Here is a 13,567-nt window from a genome sequence, read left to right as displayed (position 1 = left end):
ACGTTCCTGCTCAGGCACCGCGGCCGGCGGCCCGCAGCGCGGCCGGGGTGGTCCCGAGCGCCCGCCGGACGTGCCGGGTCAGGTGGCTCTGGTCGGCGAACCCGCAGCGCGCGGCGACGACCGCGATCGGCAGGTCGGTCGCGGTGAGCAGCTGACGGGCCCGGGCCAGCCGCCGGCTCAGCACGTACTGGTGCGGGCTGGCGCCGGTCGCGAGGCGGAACTGCCGGCTGAAGTGGAACTCGCTCACGGCGGCGAGGGCGGCCAGCTCGCCCACCGACAGGGGCCCGGCCAGGTCGTCCTCGACGCGCCGGAGCACCCGCTCCAGCTGACCGCGGGAGAGCCCGGCGGGCGCCGCGGTGGTCGGCGTCCGGGCCGTGGTGTGGTCCCGGGCGAGGGCGGCGACCAGTGCCAGCCCCGTCGACTCCAGCATCAGCCGGCCGAGGCCGGAGGTGTCGTCCAGCCCGGCCTCCAGGAGGCGTGCCAGGGTCGCGACGGCCGGGGACCGTGCTCCCACGACCGGGGCCGGGCCCGCCGTCCGGTGGCTCCCCGCCGCGCTCAGTGCCTCGTCCAGCAGCTGCGGGGCCACGGCCACCACCAACGTGGAGACGTCCTGCGGGGCACCGTCCCGCGTCCGTACCGCGAACTCGGCCCCGGCGGGCACGACAGCGACGTCCCCGGGCAGACCCGTGGTGGCCTGCTGACGGGAGTCCAGGGTCTCCAGCAGGCGGTAGGGCCGGCCCACGTTCACCAGGACGCAGTGCTCCGCCGCCGCCGGCACGACGTCGTCCAGGACCTGCCGCTGCACCGGCACCACCAGGAGACCGGGGCGGAGCTCCACCGGTTCCGGGGACTGGGTCACCGCACCTCCCGCCGCTGCGGCGGATCATCCGCCGTCGCACGCGGCGTGCCAAGAGCCGGGGATGCCAACTCCGCCCGCGTGGACCGCCCCCGAGAACGCACCAGCCCCCACGGCGGGACGCCGTGGGGGCTGGTGCCCGGTGCCCGCAGGCACCGGTTGCGGCCGGCTCGAGCCGGCCGGGTGGCTCACTTCGTGCGATTACCGCCGGTGAAGCGGCTGAGCAGTCGCTTGAGCAGGTTGGCCTTGATCAGTCCGGACACGATGCCCATGTCGGTTCCTCCTCTGTGTCGGTTGGACCAGGGGGTACCCAGCAGCGGCGGGTCCATGTACGGGTCGGCGTCGCTGCCGGAAGACCACGGAGGCGGGCGGCAGGTCAGCGCAGTCCGGCGAACAGGTCGTCCTCCGGGACGGCGGCACCGGTGGTGTCGTGCACCCGCAGGAAGGTCTCCACGCCCATCGCCGCGGTGAAGTCGGCCATCGGCATCCGGAGGAAGAGGATGTTCTCCTCCTGGCTGCCGTGCGCCGCGAGGGCGTCGTACTTCTGCCGGGCGTAGGCGGCCACGTCCACCCAGGTGGTCACCTGGTCGTCGGGCAGCCCGAGCTGCGGGCCGTCCTGAGGCAGCTCGGCCTCGAGGTCCACACCCTGCTCGCGGGCCATGCGGGCGAACTCGGCCATCGCCGAGTGCGGCATCGTCGTCCAGTAGGCCTTGGCCGTCGTCCCGGTCCGCGCCAGCGCCGCCATGGTGACCCGATGGGCCTGGACGTGGTCGGGGTGGCCGTAGAAGCCGTTCTCGTCGTAGGTGACGACGACGTCGGGGCGGTGCTCCTCGATGAGCGCCACGAGCCGGTCGGCCGCCTCCTCCACCGGCGTCGTCCAGAAGGACCCGGGCGCGTCGTTGGTCGACCAGCCGCTCATCCCGGAGTCCGCGTAGCCCAGCTGCTCCAGGTGGCCGATCCCCAGCGCCGCGCAGCTCGCCGCGAGCTCGGCCTGCCGGGCGGCCGCCACCGCGCGCGGGTCGTGGCCCGGCTCGCCGGGCTTCACGCCGCCGGGTCCGTCGCCGCAGCCACCGTCGGTGCAGGTGACGAGCACCGTGCGCACACCCTCCGCGGCGTAGCGGGCGAGCACGCCCCCGGTGCTGGTCGCCTCGTCGTCCGGGTGGGCGTGCACGGCCATGAGGGTCAGCTGTCGCTCGGGCACGCGGTCACCCTACGGAGCCACCGGCCCGGCCGGACCGACCCCGGGCTCAGCCGGCCCGGACGTCGCCCGGCAGCTCGAACACCGTGGTGCTCCGGTACGTCCGGCCCGGCCGCAGCTCCGTCGACGGGAAGCCCGGCTGGTTCGGCGAGTCCGGGAAGTGCTGGGTCTCCAGCGCCACCCCGTCACCCTGCCGGTAGACGCGCCCGCCCGTGCCGACCAGCGTCCCGTCGAGGAAGTTGCCCGAGTAGAACTGCACACCTGGCTCGGTGGTCGCGACGGTGAGCGTGCGCCCGCTGGCCGGGTCGTGCAGCACCGCGGCCCGCCGCAGCTCCTCCTCGCCGGTCGGGCCGAGGACCCAGGTGTGGTCGTAGCCGCGGGCGCGCACCAGCTGCTCGTGCCCGGCCCGCAACCGGTCGCCGATCGCGGTGGGCGTGCGGAAGTCGAACGGCGTGCCCTCCACCGGGGCGATCTCGCCGGTGGGGATCAGCGTGCCGTCGATCGGGAGGTACCCCTCGGCGTCGAGCTGCAGCACGTGCCCGTGGACGTTCCCGGAGCCCTCACCGGAGAGGTTCCAGTACGTGTGGTTGGTCAGGTTGACCACGGTGGGCGCATCGGTGGTGGCCTCGTAGTGCACCGTCAGCCGCGACGCGGCGTCCAGGGTGTAGGTGACGACGGTGGTCAGCGTGCCGGGGAAACCCTGGTGCCCGGCCGGGCTGACCAGTGTCAGCCGGACCCCGGCGACCTCGCCGTCGGAGACGTCGGTGGTCGTCCACACCTGGCGGTCGAAGCCCTCCGGGCCACCGTGCAGCGTGTTGGGCCCCTCGTTGAGCGGCAGCTGGTGCGTGCGGCCGTCGACGGTGAAGCGGCCGCCGGCGAGACGGTTGCCGAACCGGCCGATGAGCGCGCCGAAGTACGGCCCCGGGTTGTTGTGCTCCACGTAGCCGGCGAGGTCGGCGAAGCCGAGGACGACGTTCGTCACCCGGCCGCCGGCGTCGGGCACCTCGACGCTCTGGACGATGCCGCCGTAGGTGAGCACCCGCACGGTCACCGGACCGTTGCTCAGCGTCCACCGGTCGACGGGGGTGCCGTCGGGCGCGGTGCCGAAGGGCTCGGCGACGGCGGCCGCGTTCCCGCGTGCGTGGGTGGCTCCGGCGGCCGGCTGACCGGGCATGGCGACTCCGTGTGTCCGTGGTGTGCGCACCGGGCGGACCCGGTGGCCCGGGCGGAGCTGCCGCCGGGGACCCCGGCGGACGGTACTACCCGCAGCGGCACCACCCGGTCACCGACCGGGGACGCCACACCGGCTCCGGACGCACGCCCCGGCGGCCCCGGCCGGCCGACGTGACCGGTCGCACGAAATGCCCCCGTGTCCGCGGCACGCTTGCACCGGCATGACCGTCCGCAAGACCGCCGTCACCACCGTCCCCCTGCACCCGCTCCTGGCCGAGCGCTGGAGCCCCCGCGGCCTGGACGCGGTGCACGAGCTGCCCGACGCGCAGCTGACCGCGCTGCTCGAGGCGGCCCGCTGGGCGCCGAGCGCGAGCAACACCCAGCCCTGGCGGTTCGCCGTGGCCCGCCGCGGCACGGACGCGTTCACCGCCGTCCGGGACACCCTGGCGGCGGGCAACCAGCTGTGGGCGCACGCGGCCTCCGCGCTCGTCGTCGTCGCGGCGCAGACCACCGGCCCGGACGGCGCCCCGCGGCCGTGGGCCGCCTACGACACCGGCCAGGCGGTCGCCCACCTCAGCGTGCAGGCCCAGCACGAGGGCCTCGCGCTGCACCAGCTCGGCGGCTTCGACCGCGACCGGGTGGCCGCCCTGCTCGACCTGCCGGCCGCGGTGGTGCCGCTCGTCGTCCTGGCCGTCGGCCGGCACGACGGGCAGGCCGAGCTCCCCGAGGCGCTGGCGGCCCGGGAGCAGGCGCCGCGCGAGCGGCTGCCGCTGGACGCCCTGCTCCTGCCCCTGCCGACGGGACCGGCCGAGGAACCGGCGGCCTGAGGCACCCGCCCCGGGTCGACCGGTGCCGGGCCCGCCCGGCGCCCGGGCGGGCCCGGCGACCGTCGGGTCAGGCCGGCGTCCGCCTCCGTGGCTGCCGGCTGCGGGCGAAGAACCGCTCGACCCGGCGCCACCGGTCCGGCGTCTTCTCCCGGTCCAGCACCTCGGTCTCGGCGAGCACCTGCTCGACCGGGCCGAGCTCCGGGGGCTCGAACAGCTCCAGCGAGCGTCCGGTCGGCCGGCGCAGCCGCTCGATGGCCTGCACCAGCGAGTCGGAGTCGGCGATCGCCGCGCCGACCTCCTCCGGGGTGCACCCCAGGTGCTCGGCGAGCAGCCGGTCCCGGAAGGCGACGATGGTCCCGGCCACCCGGTCGGCGCCCGGCTCGCCCGGCACCGCCTCGATCGCCAGGTCGCACTCGGTGTCCAGGCCCATCGACCGGTTGTTCAGGTTGGCCGAACCCAGGCGGAGCAGGCGGTCGTCGATGACGGCCACCTTGGCGTGCACGTAGATGGGCGCGCGCTGCTCGGTGACCGGGAAGTAGAGCCGGAACCGGTCGTGCACGTCGGCCTCGCGCACCATCCGCAGCGCCCGGGCGCGCGCGGTGCCCATCGCCTTCTCCGAGAGCCAGCCGTCGGCGGTCTCCGGGTTCACCACGACGACGTCGGGGCCGTCGGGCTCCCGCAGCCGTTCGGCGATCGCCTCGGCGATCCGGTGGTTGGCGAAGTACTGGCTCTCCACGTAGATCGACCGGCGGGCCCCGGCGATGCCGGCGAGCCAGAGCAGCTCGATCTCGTGGACCAGCTCCACGCCGTCGTGCTCCGGCCGGGTGCGGGCGATCGCGACGTCGACGTCGGAGAGCAGCGGCTGGACCTCCTCGGGCCAGCAGTCCCGTCCCTCCGGCAGCGGCTCGAGCCGCTGCCCGGTGCCGCTCTCCCAGCGCGTGCGGGCGAGCTCGGCGACGGCACGCGCGGCGGGACCGGTCAGCATGCTGGTCGCGTCGTGCCACGGTCCGGCGGGCCGGCCCTCCGCACGTCCGGCGGCCGGCGACCGGCGGTGCGGGTTGCTGTCGGCGTGGTCGGGGGTGTCCCAGCGGTCGGCGGTGACGTCGATGCCGCCGGTGAAGGCCAGGCAGTCGTCGACCACGACGATCTTCTGGTGGTGCGCGCCGCCGACCGGGTGGTGGGTGTCGATGGCCAGGGTGAGCCGGTCGGGGGTGCGCCGGTCCAGCAGCACGATCGGCTGCAGGCCCCGGCCGAGGGCGCGCAGCATGCCCAGGTCCCACTGGAGGACGCCGATCTCCAGCTCCGGCTTCTGCTCCACCGCCCGCTCGAGCACGGCCCCGAGCCGGTCGTCCTTGGGCCGGCCCCCGGCCAGCGGGTCCAGCCGGATCCGCGGGTCGAAGTCCCAGCCGATGAACAGCACCCGCCGCTCGGCGCGCAGCACGGCCCGCTTGAGCGTGGCGAAGTACTCGGCCGCGTCGACGAAGACGGCGAAACGGGCGGCCCGCTCGATCCGCCAGCAGGTCTCCCCGGGGATCAACAGGGGCACGACCTGCTCGGACGGTCCGGCGCTCCCGCCGCGGGGGGTGGCGGACCCGACGCCGGGGTCGGGGTCGGGTCCGTTCGTCGCCTGGCCGTCGTCCATCACGTCGGGAGTGTGCCCGCCGTCCCCCGCCGCACCAAGGACCGACTCCCTCGAACCGGGGGTCCCACGGCGGCGGCGCCGCCCCCGGCACCGGGGACCGGCCGGACGCCGGCCCGGCGCCGGGGCCGTGGGCGACCGGCACTCCCACGACGGGTCAGGCCCGCTGGTTGATCCGGATCAGGTTCCCCGTCGGGTCGCGGAACGCGCAGTCGCGCACGCCGTAGTCCTGGTCCGTCGGCTCCTGGAGCACCTCGGCGCCGCTGGCCGCGATGGTGCCGAAGGTGCCGTCGAGGTCGTCGGTGGCCAGGGTGAGCGCGGCGAAGCTGCCCTTGGCGATCAGCTCCAGGACGGTGCTGCGCTCCTGGTCGGTGAGGGTCGGGTCGGCGGCCGGCGGGTGCAGCACGATGGTGGTCTGCGGCTGGCCGGCCGGACCGACGGTGATCCAGCGCATGTCCTCGTAGCCGACGTCGTTGCGGACCTCGAAGCCCAGGACGTCGCGGTAGAAGGCCAGCGAGGCCTCCGGGTCGGTGTGCGGCAGGAAGGTGTGGTGGATGGTCAGGTCCATGGCGTCGACGCTAGGGCCAGCACCGGCGCCCGGGCTTCTCGATTCCTGACCGGTCTGGTCGCCTGTTTCGCCAGGCACGGCGGGATCCCGGCGCTCCCCCGGGCGGCCCGCTCGCGGTAGACGCTCGGTGGCATCCCGACCAGCTCGGTGAACCGGGTGCTGAACGTGCCCAGCGACCCGCAGCCGACGGCGAAGCAGACCTCGGTCACGCTCAGGTCGCCCCGCCGCAGCAGGGTCATCGCCCGTTCGATCCGCCGGGTCATCAGGTAGGCGTAGGGCGACTCCCCGTACGCCCGCTTGAACTCCCGGCTCAGGTGCCCGGCCGACACGTGCACGCCGCGCGCGAGCGCCTCGACGTCCAGCGGCTGGGCGTACTCGCGGTCGATCCGGTCCCGGACCCGGCGCAGCAGCGCCAGGTCCGCCAGACGCTGCTGGGAGACGGGTCCGCCGGCCATGACCGGGATCGTAGGGACGTTCCGGGACCGCAGGAGCCTCCCGGCGCACGGCGCCGCGGTGGCCCCGCCGCAGCGGGTCGGGCGCGGGTTGGTAGAACCGGCCGGTGAGCACCGAGGCGACGCTGTTGCTCACCCTCGACCTGGTCGGGACGTTCGCCTTCGCCCTGAACGGTGCGCTGACCGCGCTGCGGGTGACCCGGCTGGACATCGTCGGCGTGGTCACGCTCGGGATGACCACGGCGCTCGGCGGCGGGATCATCCGGGACGTCCTGCTCGGCAGCCTGCCGCCGGCGACCTTCAGCGACTGGCGCTACCTGGCCGTGGCCGCCGTCGGCGGGCTGGTGGCCTTCGTCTTCGGGCCGGGACTGGACCGGCTGAACACCCCGATCACGGTGCTCGACGCCGCCGGACTGAGCCTGTTCGCGGTCACCGGCGCCGCCAAGGCACTCGCCCTGGGGCTCGGCCCGGTGCAGGCGGTGCTCCTCGGTGCGCTCACCGGTGTGGGTGGCGGCACGCTGCGCGACGTCCTGATCGGGCAGGTCCCGTCGGTGTTCCGCAGCGGCCTCTACGCCATCCCGGCGCTGCTGGGGGCCGCGGCCACCGTGGTGGCACTCCGGCTCGACGCGTACGGCCCGGCCACGGCCGTCGGCGCCGCGGCCCTCTGCTTCACCGTCCGGATGCTCGGCGTCCGGTTCGGGTGGAACGCACCGATGCCCCGGACGCCGCGCGCGCAGCGACCGCGCGGGGACTGACCGCCGTAGGTCACGAGACCGACGCTGTCACACCCGGGGCGCGGCCGGTGTCTCCATGTCGACCCACCACACACCCTGGAGGAGACATGGCGAGCAGCACCCGCGTTCCCGCGGTCGAGGTCACCGGCGTGTACGGCGGCCTGGTGAAGGCGATGACCCGACGGATGTTCGGCGAGGTCCCGGAGCCGGTCGGGGTGATGTGGCAGCACCCGCCCGTGTTCAAGGCCCTGATGGGGCTGGGCCGGAAGTCCGAGCGCTGGAACCGGCTGGACCGCGACCTCGCGACCTTCGCCGCCATGGCCGCGGCCGGCGCCGTCGGCTGCAGCTTCTGCCTGGACCTCCACCACTTCCTGTCGCACGACCGCGGGCTCGACGAGGCCAAGGCGCGCGAGGTGCCGCGATGGCGGGAGTCCGACGCCTTCACCCCGCTGGAGCGCCGGGTCATGGAGTACGCCGAGGCGATGAGCCAGACCCCACCGGCGGTGACCGACGAGCTGTCGGCCGCCCTGCTCGCCGACCTCGGCGCGCCCGCACTGGTCGAGCTGACTGCCAGGATCGGCGCGATGAACCTCTCGGCGCGGACCAACGTCGCGCTCGGCGTCCGGTCGGCGGAGTTCGCGGCGTCCTGCGGCCTGCCGCCGCTGGCGACCCCGTCGGGGACGGGCCTCGCCGCGGCATGACCGACGACCCCTTCGTGGCCCACCGCAGCCTGCTGTTCACCGTCGCCTACGAGCTGCTCGGCTCGGCCGCCGACGCCGACGACGTCGTGCAGGAGACGTGGCTGCGGTGGGCCGAGGTCGATCGGGCGGTGGTGCGCGACCCGCGGGCCTACCTGGTCCGCATCACCACCCGGCAGGCGCTCAACCGGCTGCGAACCCTGGCCCGCCGCCGCGAGGACTACGTCGGCGAGTGGCTGCCCGAGCCACTGCTGACCAGCCCGGACGTCGCCGAGGACGTCGAGCTGGCGGAGAGCGTCTCGCTGGCGATGCTGACCGTGCTGGAGACCCTCGGGCCGATCGAACGTGCGGTCCTCGTGCTGCACGAGGTGTTCGACGTGCCCTACGACGAGATCGCCGGGGCGGTGGGCAGGTCGAGCGCCGCGGTCCGGCAGATCGCGCACCGCGCCCGCCAGCACGTGGCCGCCCGCCGTCCCCGGATGGCGGTGAGCCGGCCGGAGCAGCAGCAGGTCGTCGACCGGTTCCTCGCCGCCCTCGCCGGCGGTGACGTGGCGGCCCTGCTGGACGTGCTGGCGCCCGACGTCGTGGTGGTCGCGGACGGCGGAGGCCTGGCGCCCGCTGCCCGGCGCCCGTTCGCGGGCCGGGAGCGGGTGGCCGCGGCGCTGTCCCGGTTCGCGGAGGTCGCGCCCGGGGTGCCGATCACCACACCGCTGGTCAACGGCGCGGTCGCCGCCCGGATCGACCCGGGCGGCGAGTTCGACACCGCGGTCACCTTCGTCGTCGAGGACGGCCGGATCGCCCGCATGTACGCCGTCCGCAACCCGGAGAAGCTCGGCCGGCTCGACGAGGTGGTCGAGCTGCGCCGGTGAGGGCGCCCGGACGGTGCCGGGCGCCCTGCGTCAGCCGGCGGTCTGCGTCAGCCGGCGGTCTGCGCGAGCAGCCAGTCGCGCAGGGCCTCGATCTCGTAGGCGGGCTGGAAGGAGGCCATGTGCTCGCTGTTCATCGCGCCGGCGGCCGAGCTGTTCGCCTCCAGGACGGTGCCCTCGGCGAAGGTGGCGAAGTTGATGCTGTTGCCCTCGGCGAGCAGTTCGGTGGCCGCCGCATCCAGCTCCTCGGCCGACCAGGTCGCGTCCCACTCGGTGGCGGCGCTGTAGTCGACGCCGGCCGCGTCCAGCATCGCCTCGACGTCGACCTGACCACCGGAGGCGTTCTCGTCCCCGGCGGCGGCGGTGTAGACGAAGTCCTCCCCCGCCAGGTTCGCCAGCGCGCTCACGTCCCACTGCCCGGAGACGATCAGCTCGGCGGCGAACAGGTCCGGGTGCTCCGCGGCCAGCAGCATGGTCGTCATGGCGCCCATCGACTGACCGGTCCCGTACACGCGGTCGGCGTCCACGCTGTACTCACTGGTCACCGACTCGATCAGCCGGGCGGTCATCTCCACGTACTCCGTGGTCGTGTAGCTGCCGTGGTCGTCCAGGATCGTCTCCGGATAGGCGGGCACCAGCACGATGCTCTGCTGCTTCGCCTGCTCCTCGGCACTCGCCCAGATCAGCGCCCCGTACTGCGACAGCGGGATCGTCGCGTCGTCGCCCACCTGGCTGGAGTCGGCGATGTAGGTGACCAGGGGGTAGGTCTGCGAGGGGTCGTAGTCCTCGGGCAGGTACAGGTTGTAGGACATCGTCGTCCCGGTCTCGGGATCGGTGTAGGCGAACTGCTGGAACTGGCCCGCCACCTCCGCCACCAGGCTCTCCAGGGTCGGGCTCGTGGTGGTGCTGTCCGTGGCGGTGCTGGCGGCGTCGGTCGTGCCGGTCGCCGCGGCCGAGACGGAGGACGTCGCCGCGGCGCTCGCGGTGGACTCCGTGCTGGCACCGCAGGCCGCCGTCCCGAACAGCAGGGAGGCGAGGACTCCGGCGACGATCATGCGCTGGGGGCGGCTTGTTCTCATGTCAGTGAGCGTGCTATGCGGATCTGGTGAGCTGCTGAGCGATTCCCATGCGCTTCCCGTGAGCCGTCATCGGCCCCGGTGGACGTGCCTCGGCCGTCCGGTGTCAGCCCGGCGGCGATGGGCTCCCGAGGATGGCCAGCAGCTCGTCCACCTCGTGCGCCGCCGCGGCGGGGTGCCGGAACGGCTGGTGCGGCTGCACGGTGTAGTGGGTGCGCCGGCCGACCCGCGTCCGCCGCACGTACCCGGTGTCCTCCAGGTCGCGGAGGATCGCCAGCGCAGCGCGGGGCGTGATGCCCACCTGCGCGGCGATCTCCGCGACCCGCAGGTCGGGGGCGCCGGCGACGGCCAGCAGGACGTGCCCGTGGTTGGTCAGGAACGTCCACCGCCGCTCACCGGTCATCGCCCGACGTGCACCTCCTCCGTCGTCCCGGCCCGCCGCCGCCAGGTCGGCTCCAGCGCCGCCGTCTCCTCGGCCGAGGCGACCCGGAAGGGCGCCGCGGCTCCGCCGGTCACCGGCGCCCGGCCCTGGCCGCGGGTCGCCCGCAGGCTCGCCACCACCGACACCCCGATGATCGTGGCCACGACGGCCAGCGAGATCGTCGTCGGGATGTAGAACAGGTCGACCTTCAGCATCATCTTCACCCCGACCCAGATCAGCACCAGCGCCAGGCCCGTCTTCAGGTACACGAAGCGGTGCATCAGGTCGGCGAGCAGGAAGTACATCGCGCGCAGTCCCAGGACGGCGAAGGCGTTGGCGGTGAACACCAGGAACGGCTCGTCGGTGACCGCGAAGATCGCCGGGATCGAGTCGACGGCGAACACGACGTCGGTGACCTCGATGACCACCAGCACGGCGAGCAGGGGCGTGGCGACCAGGCGCCCGCCGATCCGGACCAGGAGGCGCTGGCCGTGGTAGGCGTCGGTCATCGGCACGAACCGGCGGAAGGCACGCAGTGCCCGCGACCGCTCGGGGTCCAGGTGCTCGTTGCGCTGCCGGGCCATCTTCACGCCGGTGACCAGCAGGAACGCCGCGAACAGGTACAGCACCCAGCTGAAGCTGGCGATGAGCACCGAGCCGGCGGCGATGAACGCCCCGCGGAACACCAGCGCCCCCACGACGCCGAGGAACAGGACCCGGTGCTGGTACTCCCGCGGCACGGCGAAGTACGACAGCACGATCGCCCAGACGAACACGTTGTCCACGGCGAGGGACTTCTCGATCAGGTAGCCGGCGAAGTACTGCTGGCCGAACTCGCTGCCGGCCTGCCACCAGACGACGGCGCCGAACGCGACGCCGAGCGCGACCCAGACGGCCGACCAGGCGGCGGCCTCCCGCACGCCGATCACGTGCGCGTGCCGGTGGGCGAACAGGTCGACGGCGAGCATGACGAGGATGACCGCCAGCACGGCCAGCCAGATCCACAGGGGGACGTTCACAGGGCACCTCCCGGTCAGGTTGCGACCGGAGGTCTCCCCCGCTCCCGGACGGCTGCCCGGGAGCCCCGCCCCGCCGGGCCACGTGGGCCGTGCTGACGACGGGGTGGCGTGGGGTACTCCCCTCCACGACGTAGACCAGTGAAGCAGGCTTCACCCTTCCGCGCGAGCCCGGACGGCGAGTCGCCCCACGCGCGTGGGGGTCAGCTGCCGGCGTCGGCCAGCTCTGCCTCCGGGTGCGGCGCGTCGGCCGGGGCTCCGGGGTGCACGACCATCACCGGGCAGGGGGCGTGCACCACGCAGTGCAGGGCGATCGAGCCGAGCAGCACCCCCGGCAGCCGGCTGCGGCTCCGGCTGCCGACGACCAGGAGCGCCGCACCGGCCGCGCGCTGCACGAGCGCGTCCCCCGCCGGGCCCTCCACGGCCACGATCGACACCGGCACCCGCGGCTCGGGGCCGAGCACCGCGGTGACCATCTCCTGCGCCCGGCGCTCCGCCGCGTCGCGGATCTCGGTCGCGGAGTCCAGGAGCATCACGGAGACGTCGCTCCAGTAGGTCGGCAGCCGCCAGGCGGCGACGCCCTCCACCTCCGCGCCCAGCTCGGCTGCCATCGTGGCGGCGTGCGCCAGGGCGGCCCGGGACGCCGCCGAGCCGTCCAGCCCCACCACCACGCGGGCGTGGCCGGCCGGTTCCTGCGGGTGCACGACGACCACCGGGCACGACGCGCGGGTGGAGCAGTGCAGCGCCACCGAGCCGAGCAGCGTGCTGCGCACGGCGCCCCGTCCGCGGCTGCCCACGACCAGCAGGTCCGCCCCCGCGGAGAGCCGGACCAGGTGCTCGGCCGGCGCCCCGGGCACGACGACCACCTTGACCGGGACGGTGCCGCCGGTGACCGACCCCCGCAGTGCCTCCTCGACCAGCGCGCGGGTCCGGGCCTCGGCATCCACCCGCACCGTCTCCACCCAGGTCCGGTCCGTCAGGTAGGCGTCGGCCCACCAGATGTCGATCGGGTAGGTGGACACCACCTCCAGCACCGCACCCCGGCGGCCGGCCGCGGCCAGCGCCCAGCCCAGGGCCTCCTGTGACACCGCCGACCCGTCGACGCCGACCACCACGCGCGGCCGGCCGGCGCCCTCGGTCGCTCCCGATCGGCCGCTCCGCTCCGTCGCCTCGCCCATCACGGCCTCCTCGGGTCCCGGTCCGGCCGCGCCGCCGGACTCGGCCCCACCCTCGCCGGGTGGCCGGGCGGCGGGGACGGGCGCACGTCCCCGCCGGCGGGGTCCAAGGTCCCGATCGGCACCCGCGCCGGACCCTGCGGGGGACGTGCCGGCGGCTCTACGGTCGAGGGCACCGCCGAGGACACCGCTGGGGAGCTGGAGGAGCCGTGCAGGTCAGGGACGTCATGACGCGCGAGGTGGTCACCGTGGGGCCGGAGACCTCCGCCAAGTACGCCGCCGAGGTCCTGGCCGAGCGGGGCTTCGCCGCCCTGCCGGTGGTCGACGACGACGGTGCACTGGTCGGGATCGTCGCCGAGGCCGACGTCCTGCGGGACCGGCTGCCCCCGGACCCCCGGCTGCACCTGCTCCGCACGCCGGCGCCGGACGCGCCGCCGGCCCTGCTCGTCCGGGGCGTGATGACCACGTCGGTCCGGACGGTGCCCGTCACCGCGGACGTCGCCGACGTCGCCCGGCTGTTCGTCGACGACCGCGTGCGCAGCGCGCCGGTGCTGGACGGGGAGCGGCTGGCCGGCATCGTCAGCCGGCGGGACCTGCTGCGCAGCCTGGTCCGGCCCGACGAGGAGATCCGCGCCGACCTGCTCGGCCTGGTGGAGGGCTACACGCAGGAACCCGGCGCGTGGGACGTGGCGGTCGCCGACGGCGTCGCCACCGTCCGGCGTTCCCACGACGCCCCCGCCGGCACGAGCCCCGACGCGGGTGACCGGGCGGCCGTGGAGACCCTGGCCCGGACCGTGCCCGGCGTCGTGGCGGTGCGCGTCTCCACCGATGGAGCGGACCCCGGCGGCGCCGACCGGAGCTGACCCGG

The 13,567-nt window shown here is 74.9% G+C and carries 16 protein-coding genes; 5 read left to right on the top strand and 11 right to left on the bottom strand.

Annotation, left to right across the window (positions count from 1 at the left end; genetic code table 11):
- Positions 1–10: 10 nt before the first annotated feature.
- The 4 genes from FB380_RS26040 to FB380_RS17005 all read right to left on the bottom strand — a co-directional run bounded on the left by FB380_RS26040 (position 11) and on the right by FB380_RS17005 (position 3,228).
- A complete protein-coding gene (locus FB380_RS26040; RefSeq protein ID WP_166756547.1) occupies positions 11–859 on the bottom strand; it encodes a helix-turn-helix domain-containing protein in 849 nt (282 codons plus the stop codon).
- A 185-nt stretch (positions 860–1,044) separates the two neighbouring features.
- Positions 1,045–1,185, bottom strand: a complete 141-nt coding sequence (locus FB380_RS17015) for a hypothetical protein (protein WP_166756546.1) — start codon at positions 1,183–1,185, stop codon at positions 1,045–1,047.
- A 47-nt stretch (positions 1,186–1,232) separates the two neighbouring features.
- Positions 1,233–2,057 carry a PIG-L family deacetylase gene (locus tag FB380_RS17010; RefSeq protein WP_166756545.1) on the bottom strand — a complete coding sequence of 275 codons (825 nt, stop codon included), beginning with the start codon at positions 2,055–2,057 and terminating at the stop codon, positions 1,233–1,235.
- Between the two features lie 46 nt (positions 2,058–2,103).
- The gene (locus FB380_RS17005) at positions 2,104–3,228 is read right to left on the bottom strand and encodes an aldose epimerase family protein (RefSeq protein WP_166756544.1); all 1,125 of its coding nucleotides are present in this window, start codon (positions 3,226–3,228) and stop codon (positions 2,104–2,106) included.
- A 220-nt stretch (positions 3,229–3,448) separates the two neighbouring features.
- Between FB380_RS17005 and FB380_RS17000 the strand changes: the two genes are divergently transcribed.
- Positions 3,449–4,054, top strand: a complete 606-nt coding sequence (locus FB380_RS17000) for a nitroreductase family protein (RefSeq protein ID WP_166756543.1) — start codon at positions 3,449–3,451, stop codon at positions 4,052–4,054.
- Between the two features lie 67 nt (positions 4,055–4,121).
- On the opposite strand, the gene FB380_RS16995 is transcribed toward FB380_RS17000, so the two are convergent.
- The 3 genes from FB380_RS16995 to FB380_RS16985 all read right to left on the bottom strand — a co-directional run bounded on the left by FB380_RS16995 (position 4,122) and on the right by FB380_RS16985 (position 6,716).
- The gene (locus FB380_RS16995; protein ID WP_229682240.1) at positions 4,122–5,600 is read right to left on the bottom strand and encodes a phospholipase D-like domain-containing protein; all 1,479 of its coding nucleotides are present in this window, start codon (positions 5,598–5,600) and stop codon (positions 4,122–4,124) included.
- 250 nt (positions 5,601–5,850) lie between these two features.
- The gene (locus tag FB380_RS16990; RefSeq protein ID WP_166756542.1) at positions 5,851–6,261 is read right to left on the bottom strand and encodes a VOC family protein; all 411 of its coding nucleotides are present in this window, start codon (positions 6,259–6,261) and stop codon (positions 5,851–5,853) included.
- A complete protein-coding gene (locus FB380_RS16985) occupies positions 6,252–6,716 on the bottom strand; it encodes a helix-turn-helix transcriptional regulator (RefSeq protein WP_166756541.1) in 465 nt (154 codons plus the stop codon). Before FB380_RS16985 ends, FB380_RS16990 begins: the two co-directional genes overlap by 10 nt.
- A gap of 104 nt (positions 6,717–6,820) precedes the next feature.
- Here FB380_RS16985 and FB380_RS16980 point away from each other — a divergent pair, with 104 nt between their 5' ends.
- The 3 genes from FB380_RS16980 (at position 6,821) to FB380_RS16970 (ending at position 9,014) form a co-directional block, all read left to right on the top strand.
- Entirely contained in the window at positions 6,821–7,468 is a 648-nt protein-coding gene (locus tag FB380_RS16980; protein WP_166756540.1) for a trimeric intracellular cation channel family protein, read from the top strand.
- An 86-nt stretch (positions 7,469–7,554) separates the two neighbouring features.
- On the top strand, positions 7,555–8,148 hold the full coding sequence (locus FB380_RS16975) for a carboxymuconolactone decarboxylase family protein (protein WP_166756539.1): 594 nt from the start codon (positions 7,555–7,557) through the stop codon (positions 8,146–8,148).
- Positions 8,145–9,014: an RNA polymerase sigma-70 factor gene (locus FB380_RS16970; RefSeq protein ID WP_166756538.1), complete on the top strand. Its 870-nt coding sequence runs from the start codon at positions 8,145–8,147 to the stop codon at positions 9,012–9,014. Before FB380_RS16975 ends, FB380_RS16970 begins: the two co-directional genes overlap by 4 nt.
- A 47-nt stretch (positions 9,015–9,061) precedes the next feature.
- Here the strand turns inward: FB380_RS16970 and FB380_RS16965 are convergent, their stop codons facing one another.
- From FB380_RS16965 to FB380_RS16950, 4 genes are all read right to left on the bottom strand, one after another.
- Positions 9,062–10,066 carry a carboxylesterase family protein gene (locus tag FB380_RS16965; RefSeq protein WP_166756537.1) on the bottom strand — a complete coding sequence of 335 codons (1,005 nt, stop codon included), beginning with the start codon at positions 10,064–10,066 and terminating at the stop codon, positions 9,062–9,064.
- Positions 10,067–10,193: 127 nt separating this feature from the next.
- Positions 10,194–10,490 carry a winged helix-turn-helix domain-containing protein gene (locus FB380_RS16960; RefSeq protein WP_166756536.1) on the bottom strand — a complete coding sequence of 99 codons (297 nt, stop codon included), beginning with the start codon at positions 10,488–10,490 and terminating at the stop codon, positions 10,194–10,196.
- On the bottom strand, positions 10,487–11,527 hold the full coding sequence (locus tag FB380_RS16955; RefSeq protein WP_166756535.1) for a TerC family protein: 1,041 nt from the start codon (positions 11,525–11,527) through the stop codon (positions 10,487–10,489). Before FB380_RS16955 ends, FB380_RS16960 begins: the two co-directional genes overlap by 4 nt.
- Positions 11,528–11,727: 200 nt before the next feature.
- On the bottom strand, positions 11,728–12,702 hold the full coding sequence (locus tag FB380_RS16950; protein WP_166756534.1) for a universal stress protein: 975 nt from the start codon (positions 12,700–12,702) through the stop codon (positions 11,728–11,730).
- 224 nt (positions 12,703–12,926) lie between these two features.
- On the opposite strand from FB380_RS16950, the gene FB380_RS16945 reads away from it, so the two are divergent.
- A complete protein-coding gene (locus tag FB380_RS16945) occupies positions 12,927–13,562 on the top strand; it encodes a CBS domain-containing protein (RefSeq protein WP_166756533.1) in 636 nt (211 codons plus the stop codon).
- The last annotated feature ends 5 nt before the right edge of the window (positions 13,563–13,567 follow it).

The sequence above is a fragment of the Modestobacter marinus genome (genome assembly GCF_011758655.1).
Lineage (GTDB): Bacteria > Actinomycetota > Actinomycetes > Mycobacteriales > Geodermatophilaceae > Modestobacter > Modestobacter marinus.
The sequence above is the reverse complement of the archived record's forward strand: the minus strand, read 5'-3'. Positions and strand labels throughout refer to the sequence as shown.